11 protein-coding genes are annotated in these 20,091 nt (G+C 41.5%); 2 read left to right on the forward strand and 9 right to left on the reverse strand.

Annotation, left to right across the window (positions count from 1 at the left end; all coding sequences use genetic code 11):
• Positions 1-71: 71 nt before the first annotated feature.
• Positions 72-3,038 carry a TrlF family AAA-like ATPase gene (locus ABIE50_RS09005; protein WP_209864371.1) on the forward strand — a complete coding sequence of 989 codons (2,967 nt, stop codon included), beginning with the start codon at positions 72-74 and terminating at the stop codon, positions 3,036-3,038.
• Positions 3,039-3,436: 398 nt separating this feature from the next.
• On the forward strand, positions 3,437-3,619 hold the full coding sequence (locus ABIE50_RS09010; RefSeq protein ID WP_209864370.1) for a hypothetical protein: 183 nt from the start codon (positions 3,437-3,439) through the stop codon (positions 3,617-3,619).
• 34 nt (positions 3,620-3,653) lie between these two features.
• Here the strand turns inward: ABIE50_RS09010 and ABIE50_RS09015 are convergent, their stop codons facing one another.
• From ABIE50_RS09015 to ABIE50_RS09055, 9 genes are all read right to left on the reverse strand, one after another.
• Positions 3,654-4,130, reverse strand: a complete 477-nt coding sequence (locus tag ABIE50_RS09015; RefSeq protein ID WP_209864367.1) for a DUF695 domain-containing protein — start codon at positions 4,128-4,130, stop codon at positions 3,654-3,656.
• Positions 4,131-4,180: 50 nt separating this feature from the next.
• Positions 4,181-7,153, reverse strand: coding sequence for a BamA/TamA family outer membrane protein (locus ABIE50_RS09020; protein WP_209864365.1), 2,973 nt, complete (start codon positions 7,151-7,153; stop codon positions 4,181-4,183).
• Positions 7,154-7,177: 24 nt separating this feature from the next.
• Positions 7,178-7,951, reverse strand: a complete 774-nt coding sequence (locus ABIE50_RS09025) for a hypothetical protein (protein WP_209864363.1) — start codon at positions 7,949-7,951, stop codon at positions 7,178-7,180.
• A gap of 408 nt (positions 7,952-8,359) precedes the next feature.
• The gene (locus tag ABIE50_RS09030) at positions 8,360-8,776 is read right to left on the reverse strand and encodes an SMI1/KNR4 family protein (RefSeq protein ID WP_209864360.1); all 417 of its coding nucleotides are present in this window, start codon (positions 8,774-8,776) and stop codon (positions 8,360-8,362) included.
• 3 nt (positions 8,777-8,779) lie between these two features.
• A complete protein-coding gene (locus tag ABIE50_RS09035; RefSeq protein ID WP_354028283.1) occupies positions 8,780-12,850 on the reverse strand; it encodes a DUF6443 domain-containing protein in 4,071 nt (1,356 codons plus the stop codon).
• Positions 12,851-13,041: 191 nt separating this feature from the next.
• Entirely contained in the window at positions 13,042-16,485 is a 3,444-nt protein-coding gene (locus tag ABIE50_RS09040) for a hypothetical protein (protein ID WP_209864355.1), read from the reverse strand.
• Between the two features lie 114 nt (positions 16,486-16,599).
• Positions 16,600-18,144, reverse strand: a complete 1,545-nt coding sequence (locus ABIE50_RS09045) for a hypothetical protein (RefSeq protein ID WP_209864352.1) — start codon at positions 18,142-18,144, stop codon at positions 16,600-16,602.
• 700 nt (positions 18,145-18,844) lie between these two features.
• Complete coding sequence (locus tag ABIE50_RS09050; RefSeq protein ID WP_209864349.1) at positions 18,845-19,285, reverse strand: hypothetical protein; 441 nt, start codon at positions 19,283-19,285, stop codon at positions 18,845-18,847.
• A gap of 57 nt (positions 19,286-19,342) precedes the next feature.
• Positions 19,343-20,005 carry a hypothetical protein gene (locus ABIE50_RS09055; protein WP_209864346.1) on the reverse strand — a complete coding sequence of 221 codons (663 nt, stop codon included), beginning with the start codon at positions 20,003-20,005 and terminating at the stop codon, positions 19,343-19,345.
• Positions 20,006-20,091 lie beyond the last annotated feature (86 nt).

Here is a 20,091-nt window from a genome sequence, read left to right on the forward strand (position 1 = left end):
AATTATAGATCTTTTGGCAATCAAATACCTAAAATGTAGTTTTGTTATTACACATAAACCTCCACGGTATAATGAACTATAATGAATATGCAAAAGGTAGCGAATGGCGCAGATGGGATCTGCACGTTCATACACCAAAATCCTATTTAAACGGATTCCCTGATAACTTTGACATTTATGTTGAAGAACTGATTAAGGCTGTCGACAAACACCAGATAGCGGTGATAGCTTTGGCAGACTATTTTATTATCGATGGTTATCGAGAACTTCTCAAATATTACGATAAGGCAACCCATACCTTGAGCGTAGGCAGGTATTCTACGCAGGTATATATTATTCCCGGAATCGAATTAAGGTTGAATATCTTTACTGGCAGCAATCAGTCTATCAATTACCATATCCTATTTGATCCAGAGCATTGCACACCTGACTTTATCCAGGAAAATTTTTTGGAACAGTTGAGCGTTCTCGCACGCGGCGCCACCTATAAACTGAAGGTGCGCAACATGCTCGCTATCGGCCATGCGATCGTCAATGACGGACCAATCAACGTCACCGCGGATTATTCCCACTTGCCACAGGCTGAGAAAGACAAATGCTATCAGGCGGCTTACTCTACCGTAACTCTCGAACAGCGCGATATAAAAAGTGCCCATGATGCCATTCTGGGTATATTTGAATCCCAGCAGATCGGCAAAAAACCGTATGTGAAAATAATTGCGGGAAAAGGTCATGGCTCGCTTAAATCTTTGAAATGGTTTGACGAAGAAGGGCAGTTCTCACGTGTTGGGCTGACTCGCGAAGATCTAACCAATTTTACAGATATGGTTTTTTCCAACGATCCGGACGACATTGATTTCTATGTTGGCAAGCGTGCAAAGACACCGGAAAAAGAAGTGAAAATACGTTTTGGAAGCCTGAAAGCCTGCGTATGGGGTTCAGATTGCCATGAAATCAAAACATTGCTGCATCCTTCAAATGGCAATACACAACTGTACACCTGGGTGAAAGCCGATCCATCCTTTGAAGGTTTAAAGCAACTTATATTTGAGCCCATTGACCGCGTTCGCATCCAGGAAGATAAACCCCAGGAGAGAACCGATTACCTGGTGATCGACAAGGTACGTTTTATCATGGACCCGGCTGCCAAAGACTTCGGACAGGACTATATCGAAATGAACACTAATATGAATGCCATCATTGGCGGGAAATCTTCCGGGAAGTCCATTCTGCTGCATCATATCGCCAAGGCCATCGATCCAGGCCAGGTAGCTGAGAAAGGCGGTGTTGTCAAAGAGAAGCCATATGATTTCCATAAAAAGATCAAGGCCTTTGATTTTGAAGTGGTCTGGCGGGACGGCCATGTCGACCGGCTAAGCGACGGCCCAGATCAGAAAACACGGCAGATCACCTACATTCCACAATTGTTTATCAATCATCTGGCAGAAGAAAAAGGTGAAGAAAAACTAAAGCAACTGATCGAAAGTATTCTGTTGCAAAATAAAGGTTTTAAAACGCTTTGGGATAAATATAAAGCCGATATTCAGATCATCAACACCGGTATTACCGGCAATATTGCGGGTTTGTATGCTTTGCGCGAAACACTGAAGACAGCTACCGGTGAATTAAAAGCGCTGGGTGATAAGGTCGCCATCAGCGCCAACATAGCCAAAATAAAAAGAGATATTGAAGAGCTTAGAAAGACAGCCGGATTTACGGAAGAGCAAAACAAGCGCTATGAAGCGCTGATCGCCAAGCGTGACCTGATCAACGGAAAAGTGAGCCGGGGCAACGATTATATCGAAAAACTAATAAATTATCTCGGATCACTGGAAACGCTAAAACGGTCTGCTATCATGGGTATAGAAAGCGGGATAGAAGATCTGCGGGCGTTATACCAAAATGATTATTTTGCTCACGCCTATATTGATTTTGCGGCGGGGGATAAACAACTGACCGAAAAGTTCTTTGATGGCCTGATGACACATCACCAGGCTATGATCACTGCCCTAGAAGGGCAGATCGCCACGTCGAAGGTCAAACTGGAAGCGATCCAGACGACCCTCCAACCTTTTTTGACACTTATTACCAATCAGACCCTGTTAAAGACTCTTACCGATACACTTGCGGCGGATGAAGCGAAACTGAAATCCATCGCGGATAAAGAAAAGACCAATCAGGAGCTCATTACATCGGGGAAAAAGAAAAAAGAGGAACTGGTTGAGAATTATAAATTGTTATACAATTCGTACCACGTCATAGAAACCGAACTTCAGCGCCCGGAACTGAGCCAAATCAGTGACTTGCAACTAGATTCCGCGTTGGTTTTCAATGTGACAGACTTTACCAATGGCTTCGGCAATATGTTGGATAACCGTGCGAATTTCCGTACCTTGTTCGGCGAATATTTCAGCGACAAGAATGAATACGTGTATGACGCCGCGAACCATATCGACCATTTGATAGATATCTTTGACAAGATTTCAAGCCCCGAAAAAAACGGCATCAAATTCAAGTCTGGCATTGTATCGCAGGATGCAGCCTTCAAGCTGTTCGCCGATTACTTCACGTTCAAATATAATATCAAGCAGAATGGCGACGATATTATTGATATGTCACCGGGTAAACGCGGCCTCGTGTTGATGCAGCTAATATTGCACCTAAGTAATGCCGAACACCCTATATTGATTGACCAGCCGGAGGATAACCTAGATAACCGCACTATCTTCAATGAGCTTAACCAGTTCATGAAAGACAAAAAAATTCAACGGCAGATCCTGATTGTCACCCATAACGCAAACCTTGTAGTCTCTACTGACGCTGAACAGGTGATTGTGGCAAACCAATTAGGCCAGGAAAAAGGCAAAGGGAATCGCTTTTATCAATTTGAGTACGTGAGCGGCGCCCTCGAAAACTCTTTCAAAAAGGATAAAGAAACAGGTGTTTTGTATCAGATGGGCATCCGTGAGCACGTGTGCGATATTCTCGAAGGTGGAGAGGATGCATTCCGTAAGCGAGAGGAAAAATATAACTTCTGACGAATGGATTAATCAATAAAAAGATTAGACAATATGATAAAAAATAACTCATTTAATCGAAGGTTGATAAAAGATTTTCTGGAAAGTATTTTGAAGATGATATTATTGACAAAATTATCACTCCCATTTTTTCGGAGAATGGTTGCCATGTTTTAAAGAAATATTCATGGTCCGGGAGTGATGGCCGAAATGCTCTTCCCGTAGTAGACAACATAATTTTGAAGAAAAACAGGAACAGATAAGAAAGTTAAAGATAACTTATTAGAACATTTCTTCACATTGGGCATTTCCAAATATTAGAACATGTAATCGAAATTTCCATTTCTCGAGAAATTTTAGTTATTTCATTTTTCAATTATAATCACCCTCTATCTATTTAATCCCAAAAATCTTTTCTGATGAAAAATCAATCTGACAACAAGCTTGAGATCAACAAAACAACTATCGCAAACCTTGAGACTACGAGTCCCCCATCCCAACCTGAAGATACTCCTGATAAAGATATTATTAAACAACCAGATACAGCGCTGATTAAGCCTGATCTACAGCCAGCTCCACCAGCAGAAGAAGAAAAACCTTAATAACCCTTCAAAAGGCGTAAATCAATATTTTGCGCTATTCAATGGAATAGTAATTTTGCCAGTATGGATCAAATTCATTGCAGGTCATAATCCTATATTCTTTAAAAAGAAACTGGATTCTTGAAAAGCGTTGAGTAAACTCTTCCAGGTCCTTCAGATATAAGATATACTGTCTAACCCCTTGGGTAGTTATAATTGCACTGATTACCGCTTGCATATCGGATTCAAAAACTTCGAACAACTCGTTATCCAATTTCTTCAGTCGTGGTTCCTTCATGAGATTCGGAAGCCCATCCTCTCTTGGCAATTGAAGCTTAAAAGCGAGGATACAATTAATCGGATACTCCTTTATAAAACCATAGGTGGTCACAAAACTTTCATTTTTCATAATGATTGTTGGGTGGCCATTTGTGTTAATTTTCTTTAGGCTCCACCTGTGTTGTATTAGGGTATTTAGTTGTTGCGTGGAAGAGTCTACATTCTTTTTAAATAGGCGTTTGAAAAATTTCATGGTGTTTTGAAAATATTAATACATGATGTGGTGACCGAAGCTTAACGACCTTATTTAAATGTAAAAGCCAGGTACCAAACCGGTTTCGCAGAAAAACCTTCCTGTGGCCAGGCCAGGTCGAAGCGGATAGGATAGCCGGCCAGCATCGTTCTTGCGCTGCAACCGAATGACTGCAGGTGGCTGGGCCTGGGAGGTAAAGCAGCCCGGTCGCCTGCTGTAGCCGCGATATCGGTAAACAGCCCCAGTTGTAACTGATTCAACGCAGAAAAAGACGTTCGCAATGGAATCAGTTTGCTGAACAAGGGGATATAAAGATCGATGTTCAACAGGGCGTAGCTGCTGCCATACAGGCTGTTCTGCCTGTAACCACGGAAAGGTGTGACCAGCGATTGAAAAGCATAAGGAGCATCCTGCGCAAAGCGCACGGAAGTATCGGTCCGCGGAACGATATTGTTATCGATCCCGCCGAAGTCGTAGAGTATTTTACTCTGGCCGCCGCTATGACCTGCATTGCCGCTGAGCACAAGATTGATATCGCGGAACAAAGGCTGATGCCAACTGAAACGGAACGTTGAGCCATAAAGGATAGTCGCCTTTTTACCGGTAGCAACCATACCATCCACTAAAAGCTTCGCTTCCCATCCCCGGTATAAAAATGGGATGGTTGGATGCAACTTGTTTACCGAGAGGGTCATGTTATCGATGTTCCACCAGGTTTGCAGGGCTTCATAATTGAGGCTATAACGGTCTGAGGCCAGGAATACCGTCCGGTCGCGGCGCGCGGCAGCCGTAAAGTCCAGCGACCAGTCGTACCGTATGGGATAATGGAAACCCAGCTCATAATAATGCGTCTTCACTTTAGCCTGGTGTGGGTAAGGCCTGTCCTGCTCATCTTTCCAGTCGCGTTGCGGATCGGGTTGCAGGCTTTCTACTTTGCGGAAAAACAGCACATGCCAGTCCAGTTTCCTCGCTGTATTTTCATACCGGAAAAAGAAATCACTGCCTTCCGATCCTGCAGGCATGCGATAGCCGATATTAAAATGATGGTTGTCGAACAGATCGCTAAAGCCTCCCTTAACCATGGCGCCGACATCCGGGAACTTAAAAGTACCCAGGTAGTTCTGGTAGGGTTGCAGCCGGTTGATGTAATAATCGTTATTGATGCGCGCCGAAAAATAGGCACTGTACAACTGCAGGATATAAGGCCTTACTTTCTTCGGGCTGTAAGCCAGGGCTATGGCCAGGCTATCCTTTTGCTGCTGTACCTGCTCCCTGCTGCTATTCCCTTTTAATACAGATCCCAGTATAGATGACTCCTCTTCCTTTTTCCATTTTTGTTCCAATGCAGCAATGCTGTCTTTAACATGTTTATCCTTCCTGTAATCGCGCAGCCAGGGCGCCGGCGCCTGGCTATTCAGGTCAGGTGCCGCCTCTTTTGCCATCAGGGTATCATTATGCGTAGTACCGTCAATGGTTTGTTGTAAGCTTAGCTTACCGTCCTCTACCATTTGCTGCGGCCGCCAGTTTACATATGCAGCATCTTTCAGCCATAAAGTTTCATCAGCCTTCGCGGTATTTTTCAGGTCTTCGCTGATCGCTTTGGTATAGACGCCATAAGCTTTGGTAGCAGTATCCCTGTGGTAGAGGCTATCGGCCGGGTAACCGGAGCGGTATATCAATAGGGCCTGGCTGCGATCGGCAACCAGGTCCGTATTATCCTCCGGATCGTCGGTAAGCGGGGTGAAACGGAGCTTGCCGGCATCATACAGCACAATATCGCTCTTAGCCCTTCGGTAAGCCGCAAACAGCCAGCGATCCCGGCTCCAGGTCTGCAGGGTACTGACGCCGTCCACACCATACAATTTCCTGCGGTCGGCATAAGCCCCGCCGGCATGGTATCGTTTTACCTGTATCCATCCCTGTTCCGGTAAAACGGTATACCATTTTTTTTCGGATTCCGACCAGTGCAGTAAAGGATAGGGATCGGCGCTATGTTCCGAAAGCCAGGGTGGCAGGGTATAAACCGCTGTCGCCCTGCCTTTCTTCCGTTGTTGTTGCAGCCGATCTGTTGTGGTAATGTATACTTTACGTTTATGGTCCCGCTCTGTAATGTAAGCGAGCTGTTTGCCGTCGGTGCTGTATTGCAGGTTGATCAGCCGGCTGCCGGCATGTATTATTTTAAGGATATCCCCGATGCTATCGGTTACCGCGTTTTGCTGCGGCAGACGGTCAAAGAAAAAGGAATAACACTGCGCGGTAAGGGTATCAAGCGGACGTTTGGCGATCAGGCGCACGGCACGGCTCAGCGACTTGCCGCTGCGCAACTGGAACAGGATCTGCCGGGCTGCATCCGGACGATATTTTTGTGCCAGGAAATAACAGAAGGCTTGTCCTGCCAGCCGGGGTTGGTCCGTTGAAAGCGAAGCCCAACCTGTAGTTCCGGCAAGCGATCTGTATAGCGCATCTTCATCCTCAATGCGCCAGTCATAGGCAAACCAGGCAATAGCCCCTTCTTTGAACCAGGCGGGTACCAGTGCTTTCTTTGCCAATGCCTGTTCTTCCAGGTCGCTCTTGAACTGCTCCTCCCAGGCCATCCTTACCCAGGCTTCCGAAAGCTGCTCCCGGAAACGGGCGTAGGAGCCACCGAAAGCCACCATCATCCTGTTACCTTTTAAATAAATGGTCGGGAAAGTTTGTACACCTGCTTCATATAAACCGATATTACTTTCGTATAACTGATCAGCTGAAGGATACAGGATAATATTGGGTGTTTCCCTTACGGTGCTGCCCATATTTTTTTTTACCCCGGCCATAATACCCGGCAGCTGAACGGAAGCAAAGCTGGCCAGGCTATCATAACCCACAGGAAAGCAAATGCGGTATGCATCTACCGAAAGCACCTTCCATTTGTACTTATGATACTGGAAACGGTTATACTGTTCGGCAACCTGACTGAAAGCCTTTACAAAGCAACAGATAGCCAGAACCCATGACAGGAACAGTATTTTGAATGATCGACGCAAAGCGAAAAATTTGAGTATGAAATATTATTTCCAGCGCTTGCCGAAGGACAGTCCAACAAAGAAGGACGCCTGGTAAGAATAGGACTTACGTTCGGCCATAATTTCAATTTTAGAGCTATAAAAAGCAGCATTGCCACCAATGGTGATGGTTTTCACAAATGACTTCGGTTTCTCCGGTTCCAGGGCGATAGCAAGTTCGGCAAACAAGCCCGGGACAAAGCGCGTCTCACCAAGGCCCTTGCTCCATTTTTCACTGCCCAGTATATATGAAGGGTTCAGGAAATGATCTGCATTATCTTTTGAAAATCGTTCGACCAGCATATAGGAGTGCTCTTCTGGTGTATACTCCACATACAACATTTTTAGATAATAAGGTTTCAGCATAGCCAGCGCAGGTCCTGCGGTATACCGAAGACTTAAAGACAGGTTTCCATCCAACAATGCAGGAAATAGCATCTGTTCCTGGCCATAACCCAATTGTAGGGTATAAGCATTGTTGATTTTGCCCAGGCTGTATGCCGTATTTTTGGTAAGATAATTATAAGTAGTACCCGTTCGCTGCTGCTTTATTTCCTTTTCATGCAGCAGACCGGAGAAATGCAATTGCCAGATTGTTCTCTTTCCTGCCGATTGCTGCTTCAGGTAATACGCATCGCCACTCCATCCGTTTGTATTCAGGCGTATGCCGATCGACAAGGCATGGTTATACTTCGGATCGAGCCCCCATTCCTGGACGTGTTTTTTCCATTGCTTTATTTTACTTACCTGCTTTGTACCTTTTTCTCTGATTGCCGTCATTTTTTCTTTACCGCCATCCCAAATGGATTGTTGCGAATATGCAAACTGGGTGTAAGCGGTGAAAATTGAAACTAATAGAACACACGTGTACTTCATAGCCTTAATCCTGTTTTATTGAATTAGAATCTATCGACTTTGATGGAAAAGAAGACAGGTAATTAATGCCAGACAAACTAAGTCATCACTTAGAGTTATTGCCGAGCGAACCACTATCGAATCTAAACCAGAAATTTGTAGCCTCTAACTTAGTGTGAGATGGATAAAAGGATGTTCTTGGCGGACAAAGTCGCAATTGAGAAAGCGGTATAACAAAAGTTCAAGAGATTTGGAAAATATTCTCAGACGAACCCAAACTTAGACAAGGAAGGGTTAAGTGCCTCATCTAAGTTTACTGATTCGCCTCAGGAATTATTCGTATTCAGTATCTAAAGAACTAATAAACTCATCGAAAGTACTGCCATAATTATCCAAAGTATCGAATTCAAAATTTGACATTAAACCAAAAGCATGATAACTGTGCTTTTGTTTGTGAAATGCATATCCAGTATCTGCTGCATCCTTTGCAAACAAATAGTAATCAGGGATTTGTTCCATAACAAATTCATACGCCTCGTTCATTTCTTCCAATTCATTGATTGGGAAAAGATCTAAATAACCATTTTTGCCAACTTCTCCTTTGCCAGCATGAATTTCGACCAATGCGTTTTTCAAATCATTGGGGAATATTAGACCTTGTTTTTTTTCAAACGCTTCGATCTCATTTAATGAAACTGGTTTAGCATTACTAATTACTTGTTTAAGCAATTCTTTCGTTTGACTATTCATATTTTAAGGTTTCTTTTCGATACTTTTTTGAATTCTATTCCACCATGGAGTTACCTGTTTCCGATGAAAACTGGCTTCCAAAAATACTTTATTTTGCACATTAGTTGGCGAGCCTCCAAATTTAACAGGAATTACTTCATGAATGTCAACTTCTTTTTTTGCCAAGTCTAAGGTACTGTTGAGGGCCTTATTTGCCTTGTTTGCAGCTGCCCTCGCGGCAGTATACTCCTCACCGTATAACAGTCTAAAAGGGCCTTTGGGCTTTGGTAGACCTTCCGGATAACCTGACCAATTCCAGATCGAAAAGGTACCTTCAGCGTATTGAACAACTTGGAAACTGGATTTTGCTCCGGATGCGATTGTTCCTGCAGATTGTTCTGCGATTCTTAAATCACTAGCAAGAATTGTATTTTCTGATTTAGCTACTGAACTTGGAGAAGACTCAAGAGCAAGATAAGGAGTCGACAATAGCATAATCATATCAATCCCCTTAACGAAATCACGATTGAACCTCGAAACTGCTTCTTTACTAGTTTTGGGAGCACGTTCATGAGTAGGCATAGAAAGCTGTCTTCCTACCATTCCAATCGCGCTCATAACTCCAAATATCGTCCGATCTACAACCCCTAGCTTTGTGTCATCATCCCGAGCCTTATCTCCCAATGGATCAATTTTTGAAACAGGATTATCATCCATAGAGGCATATGGACTAATGCTACTTGTCGCTTCTGCTTTGGGGTCAACTTGTCTGAATCGACCTATTTGAGGATCAAGGGCTCTATAGTGCGTTTCGTATGTTTCAAGGTTCAAATTCCGTTCTAACTCAATGCCTTGATATTTTATAGGTTGTTCTACATTGGTTGTAGGATTATTAAGGGTATTTAGGGTTAACCCATAGGGGTAGTAATGGTCCTCTGATAAAACGTTACTTGTATAATGTTCAAGATGAATATTGTCAAACCAAACTTTTTTTCCAATGCTTTGGTTGTCGACATATATTACTACATAACCAGGGAATCCTGGCCCGATTCCAGTACAGTTGCAAATACCTTTAGTCTTACTTTGAAACCCCGTGGTACCTGTTCCTTGGGGTACCTGGATACGACCACTTATTTCAGATATAAGCTCCATCTTTTCGTTAAAAAACAGATAGTTGAGATAAGCTTTGGGAGCGGCAGGATCAGCGTCTTCAACAGGTAGTGTTTCAATAATCCCACCAAGTGAGGGGTTTGTGAAAATTTCTTTGACAGTTCTGATATTATCTGGAAGTTCATTAAGTGGTACACCATCATAAGTGTTTCCTCCCATCAAAGCACCCATAACTGATTCTACAACCTCATTGCCAGAAATTGATTCTCCGGGATTAAAATCACCTTCATAATAAGAGTCTGCCCCAATAGTAAATTTATCGCCTGGTAGTACCCTAAGCATAATGGCAGTGCCAACACGTTTTGCAGGATCTTCTGCAACTAGTCCTGCGGCCATATTATCATCCGGATTTGTACTTCCTGGCTTTAGGTCCCTAACATTCGGTATGTTATCAAAAACCAATTGCTCAACATTGGCTAAAGAGATTTCATGTTTGGCTAGATAACTTGGATTTATAGGAGTGGCAGTAATTGTGCTTCTAACATTTCCTAAATGGTCTTTGACGAAATAGTCGTAGACAAATTTGGTAAGGTTGGCAGTGTTAGTATTAGCGATGGGTCTAGCTTTTCCTTCCTCATTCGAAATGTATTGCAAAACTTTGTCCTTATAAACGACGTCGCCAACATAATCATATGTAATGGCCTGCCCGTCATTTAGGATCTTTTTCCTTAGTTTATTACCAGTGGCGTCATATGTATAAATCACCTTACCCTGTGCGCCTACAACAATCTCCTCAATGTTGTTAAGGTCATTGTAAGTAATGGAAGTTATTTTTTTGTTCTCGTCATTGGTGAGATTTCCATTTTGATCATATTTGTACTCTTCTGCGCCCGTCACATTGTTCTTAAAATCGGGGAAAGAATTATCTGAAGAGCCAGCATCTTCAACTGTTTTAAGCTGGTTGGAGTTTGGATAATAATCATAACTGAGAATATCCATATTAAAGGAAGAACTTGCGCCTGAAGGATCTCCGCCCCGTTGATTCATAGTAAGTAGATTACCATTGAAATCATACGACATATTAGATGCGGTAAGATCTACTGGATCATTCGTCCACTGAGAGCCATCATACTGATTGTATTGGGCATGGGTTACTCTGTTGACCTTATCATAGCTGTAGCCATAGGCTTTTTTTATTGCATCTGAGCCACTCCAGACTATTCCGGCTATATTTCCATTATAAAGTTTACTTTTGAAACCTTTGTCGTAGCTGATGTTTTCCTCGAATATCGGCGCAAAAGGTGAAACGCTATGGTTTTCAGCAATAATACGTGAAAGCATTCCTCTGATATTGTAGTCCTGACGCACTATTCCCGCTCTAAAATCCTTAATAGTTACCCTACCTAAATGGTCATAGTCATAATTTACCAAGTTGAAAATAGGTCCATCGTTGATCTGCTGATTGATCTGCCAAACCCTATTTGTCCCACCATTTAAACCGTAATTCCTTTCATATGTCTTTACGATTTTAAAATCCTTAATTCCTGGACCATTTGCACCAGGAACTGGTTCAGAACCAGGATTCTGATGACGTAAAATTGATTTCCAAATATCTCCCTGGAAGGAATATATATTCGACGTAATGTCTACGCCACCTAAATGGTTTTGACTAAATGTTTGGATTATCTGTCCTTGGTCATCAAAGTAATTTACAGTATTTAGCCACATTTCTGAATCAGGCGATTCGGGATTTAAAACCCGGACTTTCGAACCTGTAAGTTTTCCTTTCGTGCTTTTGCAAACTTTGGGTTCGACTACAAAAGGTTTTGTGCTTGTTGCAGGGAGCTGGTTCGAAAACTGAGACTGATCAAACGCGTAGGATGGCAATTGATCATAATCATCGTAGTAATAGTAAGAGAGGAACTTGCAGCCAGCTAAATTACTAGGCGGATAAACATGATATAAATTGTACGTTTTTATGTAGTAGAGGAAATCTGTATTTGGATAAGTCGTGTTATCTTCAACATAGCTTACCAGTTGTTCCCGACTGACGGAAGCCTCTGCCATTCCTGAAACAAGTGGACGATCAAGTACATCGTAAAAAGTAAAGGCTACAAGATTTTTGGCTCGTTGATTAGCATCCTGAGTCATACAAACCCTATCCCTTAAGTCATAAATTAAATATTCAACTCCCTTTCCTGGTATTTTCCTTTCGACCACCCTTCCTTTTTTGTCATAATAGTAGCTGAAACAAAGCTCTGGCACTGATGCAACATTCCAGGAACTTTCGATTGCCTGCACAGCCTTTGGTGGGATGGTGTAACGAAGTTGTCCTTTATCGTCATAAACAAAATAGGTTGCTGCGTATCCAAGATGAGGATTATTCGTTCCATTATTTAGACGCGATTTAGATAAAATGACTTTACCATTTTTATCTTTGTACTCAATCACCGTTGAACCATCTTCATCAGTCGATTCGGTGACATACAAATTATAAGCCTTGTAGGTTCCTGTATTTACAGGAACTGCGTCACTTGCTTCGCCGATTGTCCAGATTTTTACTCCCTCGGTATCTTCATTGCCCCTGTAGTGGGTTACTATGCCGCGTCCGGTTCCTACCCAACTTTTGCCAGGAGCCAGAGACTTAAGTGTTCTATTAATTGGTGAGTTATCATAAATAGTCTTGCTATAGGGTTCTTCATCGGGACCCGCTTGGTCATAAAAGGCCCTAAGTTTAGTTTTAGGGTTTGGAACAAAATACCCGGATATTATATTGAGAGGATTGGCAAATGGTAGATATTGATACACCTCTTTGCCAGTTGAATCATATACATGGTGTTGAACAATGTCATATCCAGAAGGATGGGCATTTTGTTCTACCGATTGTAGCAACCTCCCTAATCCATCATAATAATTGGTCTTTTGATTATGGAGATAATGTACAGGCCAAATCTTAAAAGGGGTCTCAGGCGTTATTGTTCTTATATAATTTTATCTGGTCAGTCCGGTGTAATCCTTTAGTCCAGGGTAACTTACTGTCATCGGATTCGACGGAGTATTCTCCGGAATGTTTGCCTGAGGTGAAGAAGCAGGCTGCCCAAATAATGTCGTACATTCTATACAGAGCCACAGTATGGCAGATAGAAATTTGAAATTCGTTTTCATGTTTGTTTTTTTTATTGAGGGCCTTGAGATTTATAGATATAGCCTTTTATGATATTATCATTGTGATCTTTTGTAAAAATTAATCGACCAAGCAGGTCAAAATCACATTTATATCCATACCCATTGTCCTGGGTCTTACTGGTAAGCCCAATGCCATAGTTGAAAGTAAAAGTGTTGAGCTGAGATGATGCCGGCCTGACTGATAGTTCATCCATTATGGAACCATCGCCGCCAACAATGTCGGTGATGCCATTGTGATAAAAAGTATTGGTTTTATACTCCCAATCGCTGCCATTGTACTTCCACCACCCAATTAAATACTCCCCTGGAATTAAACTTCCTCCTGGAATGGTCTGAGTACCATAATTTGCGTATCTGCCGAATTTCACCTGTGAGATCGTAGGACTGGACGCTAAATCCTCAAATCCATTGTATTGAATTTGGTTGGACTTGGCATTTTTTACATAAGCCATTGGGAATACCCCGGTAAGATCATAAATGATAGTGTAAGGAATGTTGGTTTGATCCACAGCTTCGGTAAGCTTTCCAGAATAGTTGTAGGCATTGCATTCAAGTTTTTTTACAAACCGGTTATCAAAATCGAACACATTATTGGAAATCCAGCTTAATAAAGCTCCTGTATTGGGCTGCTCCAATTCTAATGAATAAATTTGCCAGGGATATATCTTTCCTGGTTTGAATTCCTTAAAAGTGTTTAAAATAGCAGCTTGAACTTGGTCAATGCCGTCTCTGTTTACGATCGTTACTTCTTCAATCACGTTGTTGAGCATATTCTTTTGCAGCATCTTATTTAGAGCATTTGCCATAGGTTCAATACTGCCTGGTGATGTAGAATAATCACTTGTATATTTTTTTCTAATCTCTTTGATTGAGCCATCACTTTGTTCTTGTCGGATACTTATCGGCAGGAGGCTTAATGGACTATAAGAGTAATTGATTTCTTCAACTACTGGATTAGGAATATTGTCATCTGGATAGGTTAAGGTCTTTTCTTTGCTTAAATAAAACCATTGGGAGTTGTAGTTCGTAAATCCAAAATTTATTTTTGTCCCTGTAACATTTGCAGCGCAATATGAACTAAAACCACCTTTTGCTCCTTTTATTTCGTGAAAATTATCTGTTGCATCAAAAGTATATTCTTTGATTTCTTCTTTAATTATTCGATCATCTTTGTTGAAGTATAATGTGTGAATGGGAAGGCCACGTTTCCATTGATTTGATGTTGCAGCAGGATAAGGGAAAAGCTGTAGTGTTGCATCGCCTGCCATCGAGAATCTATGATCGATATAACCGCCTTCACCATTTTCTCCATCATACTCTATTACTCGAGAATAGCCGACCGTGCTACCATCCGAAAATGTAATAGGTGTATTGCTGTTGCTCGATAAATTCAGATAAATCCTTTGGGAGTTACATCCAGGGAGTGTGCTTCCAGTATTACAATCAGCCCAAGTTGTGGAAACGAAGGTGTAAAGAGGTAATGCTTGAATAACTCCAGAAGACCTATTTGGGTCGCTAATGTCCAAATAACTGAAACGTTTTATGTTTACGCCCCCAAATGCGTCGAAATTTTTTATTCTCTTAACCCTCAATCCTCCGGAATACAGTTTTTGTGTATATCCGGTTTTCTTTTTGTAATTAATGTAAACGTATCCATAGTCAAGCGCTTCTGCTGTTGAAATAGTTAGCGTGTAGGTTCCAGGATTTAATTCTAAGAATTGAGTTTGGGGATTTACTACAGGTCCACTTATATTTATTGTTGCACCTCCGGGTTTAGTAATAATCATCTGGGTCATACACGGTTCGATAGTGCAATTGTTTCCGCCATTTGGCGGATTCCCGTTGCAGTTATCTCTTTTGGTGTCAAACCGCACTACGGTAGTAGTATCCAAAGTAAATGAATATGTTGTCGACCCTGCCCCGTCAGTTGTAGTTCTTCTTATTACTGTATTTGCAAAATTTGTGTATATTGGTTGGGAAACCGGTTGCAGGACCCCACCGGAAGGATTATACATACTTCCATAGTCATTTAATTCGAATTCAAATTCTGTAGTGCCACCAGTGGGATAGGTGATTGTTTTTAATATCCCATTGGCAGTTGATATTGACGGCTCCCGATTCGCCGAACCAATATATTGACTTCCGTACCACATATATGGAAAAAGAGTGGTATTGTTTGCCCCATTGTAGAAACCCCAGTGATCTATTGCTTTACTATCCTGATTTGGGATTTGTCCTGGTATATATGACAATTGATATCCGCCTATCTTCTCTCCAGACATAAAATGGGATAGTGAGTCAAGCCTAAGCTTTCCGGCACCGGAATAATAGCTTTGGTAAAATTTCCATGCATGCTTGATTCCAAAATTATTTAGGTTATTCTTTTGGATAAGTACCGAGTCTAAAGCTAAAGATTGGTCTGATCTTGGCTTATATTTTATAGCGACGCGTTCTAGAGAACTTCTAATTTCACTAATTAGAAGACTGTGGTAATCAATTGTATTATACGTTGTGGAGCCTCCTTCGTTGATCATTATAGGCGAATAATTTCCACTGCAACTTCCAACTGCATTAGCCTGCACTAACCAGGCTTGGGAATAAGAGGTTATCGGAACTTGATTTAGAAATTGATCATCCACATACGAAAACTCAAACTCTTGTGCGCCATCTGGGCCTAAGATTCTTGTCAAATACCATTGGGAGGTATAGTGACCATTAGATTCATTTTCGCCACCACTTGAAATGAAGTGATAGTCCAGTTCAGAAGTTCTATCAAATATATACTGAAAGCCCTCTTCATCGGTAACTTCGAAGGATTCAGGCGAATTAATCCTTCGTATCGAAAGTTTTGAGTAGGGCATTGTATAATATTGTCCATTAGCAGGATCATAATAGAACTTCCCACTTCTACCATTGATTGTAAAAGAGAACTCGTCTGGTGATAGATCAATCAGACCTGTTGTCGCCTTATACAGTGGGTCTGTGATCATACTAGTGGGTGAATACATTGCTGGAACACTAAGGGCATCTGTAACTTTCTGATAGTTGTCATTGTACCCCAACGATGGGCGATCATCTGGAAGGCCATTAACGGTTCTCGTAATTACGCTGGCAGCATTGAAGTTCCAGTTCATGCCGGCGCTTGTTGCTCGTTCTTGTACCCTTATTCCTTTGTGGTCATAAGATAAGGAAAGTGGATACTTAAGTCTGATACCGCTCACTTCATGCAGCGGAATCGAAATGTCGACCTGTCCAGAGGAAAGATTCAAATTATAGTTTCCATATCTTCCGAGATTTCCGGCTTCTGGATCTGGAGGTATAATTCGCTCTACCTTATCAAGTGGTCGTTGACCATGGGTTTGATGGGGATACCCAAGCATAAGGCTCACGATGAAGAGTGCCATTTTTCGGAGCCAATGTTTTAATGGATTCATATGATTGTTGATTTGTTGTGATCTTGAAAATGGTTTATTGCTAACCACTCTATTCATTTGGAGTGAACAAAGGTATATATGAGGTCCGCCATCAGTTGACGGAGCAACGGATGTTTATTTCCCCCAGCCGAATCGAAGTATAAATGGTGATTTTAAATAGTTGTCTCTCCATAAAAAATTATAGCCTGCCAGGAAGGTACCGCTCCACTTATTGCTGATACGGTAGCGCTTCATAATACCTGCATAAGCCACATGCTGCTGCCCGCCGAATGCGACTTTCAGGGCATTGTCGCTTTGTTGCGGATTTGGATTCTCGGGATCGGCCTGCTCCTTAAGATAGGGACGGTTCACAGGCCGGAAAATCTGCTCATAACCCACTTGCGCGCTGAAGCCATAAATCAGGAGCCAATCGGCATAAGCCCTTGTACTGACACCTTCATAGCTAAGTTTTATATTTTGCCAGTTCGGACCCAAGCCGATACTGGTGCCGACACCGATACCATAGCTTAGTTTAGGGGTATGTTTAAATGCTACCGAAGCGCCCAGCTCGAGCATGGCCGGTCGCAAACCATCGGGTGTGGCTCTCGTGGTCTGGAAATTGTATTGCGTCTCCAGCCGTTGCAAGAAGGGCTTTGCTCGTTCCGGGTTTTTCTTGAAGCTAGGTTTTTCGATACGTTTTAATTTGTCTTTAGCTGCCTTAGCTTCGCCAAGCCCTAGTTTCGCTTCGTTCAGCGCGGCCTTCCCTTCGTTCACCTTATCGTTCACCTCGTTCAGCTTTTCACTGAACTGCTGCACCTGCTTGCCCATGCTTTGCTGTACCGCCTGCAGGTTACCACCAAATTTCTCCTGAAGCATCTTGCCCATTTGATCTTTGGTCTGGTAACCCATACTTTGCAGGTCGGCAGCTGTTGCACTTGCACCCAAACCCCCAAACGCACCCTTGTTTGCATTTAAGTAATTTCCAAATCCTTCAACGCCCTGCAGGTACTCCATAGCTTGTTCTTCTGCTTTATCCGGATCATCGGCCAGCTCCCGCCAGGCTTTCATTTTCTCCTTGGCATAGTACACTTCTTTTTGAATGCTTTGCAGACAGGCTATGTTTTTACCGCCGGCCATTTGCTCCAATGCCTGGCTGCGTTGTTGGATCAAATCTCTTATCTGTTGTTCGGCATTCAACTTGGATTCGAGTTCAGCAATCTTCGAAGCATACTCAGCACCGGGCAATTCTTTATCGGAAAGATCTGCCATCGTATTCAGTTTACCACTTTGTTTGACTATAAATTGTTGTATGCCTTTCAAGCTATCTATTGTAGGATTCCGACTAGCTTGCCTTTTGTTTGATGCAACAATATCCAGGGATAAAGAAGATATAGAATCGTAAGTCATAGGCATATTCAGGTAGTGCTGATATGCCAGAGAATCCTTTCCTTCAAGACTCTTCATAAATCTTTCTTCTTTTTTCTTCAGGCGCCTCAATAATTTTTGTTCGATTGATTTTGATCTTTTTAAATATTTATCCAATTCAGAGGTCCGGTCATTAAGATACATGGTCGCATACCTGGCATCGGAGTTTTCTTGTGCATGCAACGAGAAACAAAATATTAAGGCGATAAATAGCAATAGAAAATACAGGCTAAAACTGAGCAAAAAGGTTCTCATAAAGTTGTCTTTATTCTTGATAATGATAATCGTCCGGCTAGATTTACGAGCATTAAAAGGGACTTCATGAGCGGACTTTAAACCGTTCAATGCATGGAAAAGTGATTCAAAAAGTCAAATTATTTTTGTTAGGCAGTAAAATGAAGTTTGAACGAAACATTTATTGCAAAGGATAATTGAAACCTTTACTGCCTATTGTCGATGCAAAGGTTCGAAATGTTTTTAATCTGATTGATAGGAGAACACCGGAATTTGGTCAGGGGAAATTTCCCCTGCCTGGTAGAGGAAAACCCCGCATCAGCTTTCTGGATAGATAGAGAAAACTGGATCAAGAGGAAAGAAAAATAAAAAAAAGCCCCGTTGATTGCAGTGACATGGTGCAATAGGGAGGGAAATTGTTTGGGGCCTTTTTTATGAGGGGAGATAACTAAAAGAACCGCTGCTACCAGCTAAAATAACAGCGGTCAGGAATATCGTAGCCTTTTGTTTAAATGGGTTGGGATAAGTGAAAGGGGCTGCAATTTTCAGATGCAAAGATTCATCAATTTTTCGGATAAAAAATACGAGTTTCCACGTATTTTTTTTATGCACCTTTTTTTACAGATAAAAACCTGAGCTTTATCAGTAAATTGAGTAAGAAGGAAATACAATTTAATTATTGTAGATACATCAATTCTAAAACCATCATAATTTATAGCTTTCAATCACTAAAATCAACATATACACTCCATTTATCAATAACATTATTTACCAGTATTCTCATTGCTTTTTCTACCAGTAAAGTTTCCCCACTTGGTATAATTCCTGTTTCTTCAGCAAGCTTATGAAGCTGTTGATCCTCATCGATCATCTTTATCATGGCAGCCATTTTTCGTCGTAGATGGTCTCCGGGGATATACGTTTTACTCAGCTCATAGAAACTATTGTAAGGTGCAATCTTTAATGGGATAGCTTTTAAAAAACTATCGCCAAGCTCCACTGCGGTCTCTGTAACCTCTGGAATATTCCAATTTGCTAATGCCGGGCTTTTATTTGAAAGATGATCGATCATAATGATGATATCTAAGAGCCCTTGTGGTGTTGTAGACCAATCTGCATTATTTTCAAGTATCAATGTAACTAATTCACGGCTTAATTTCATAGGAGATATTAGAGAGAAAAAGAATATAAGAAACAGCATTAAAATTGTGTAGAGAGACTATTCGGCAATGGCGTTTTCAGAATTTCCTAAAGATTCTGCTTTGACATTTCGTTCCATAAAAAATGCAATTCCATAAAATACATAAAGCAAAAGATTTAGGTAGCGCGTCATAACAGTAAGCAATTGATCAATTACAAATGATGTATCCTTAAAATAATTTCGGAAGCCAAACGCAAATACTAATCCTGGGTAAAATATAAAATTACCGCAATTTATCCAGAAGTTACCGTCATACCTCATTGAATAGCGTATAGGTTTAAACATTATCTCGCTAAAAAATATTCCAGTCCAGATTGAGACACAGACCGATAAAATCAAAAAGTCATAATAATTCGAACCCCAGGTGTCTGTTTCAAAGAATAAATTTATAATGAGCATAAATGCTGTAAAGAACAACAATCCTCCAAAAAGTATTAACCTTTTGTTTGTCGCTAATATTAAATAATAATAGTAAAACCAGAAGAGTAATTCTAGACGCATATAGACATGCTCAGTAAAATAAATCTGAAATTCATTTAGGAATTTCTTCAATACCTCAACAGATAGAGCCACTATAACAAGTGCTAAATTCAGTTTGACAGAGGGGCTTAGACACTTCCGTCTAACAAGCCCTATAATGACGCTACTTAGAATCAATATAATATAGAGGTACCAAAGCATTTAGATCCTGTTTAGTGAAGTGCCACTGCTTGAAAATGCAAAATAAACTTTTTCCATTAAGTCCGCGTACAATAACCCATTCCCGC

Origin of the sequence: Chitinophaga sp. OAE865, assembly GCF_040546735.1 — a bacterium.
Classification (GTDB): domain Bacteria; phylum Bacteroidota; class Bacteroidia; order Chitinophagales; family Chitinophagaceae; genus Chitinophaga; species Chitinophaga polysaccharea_A.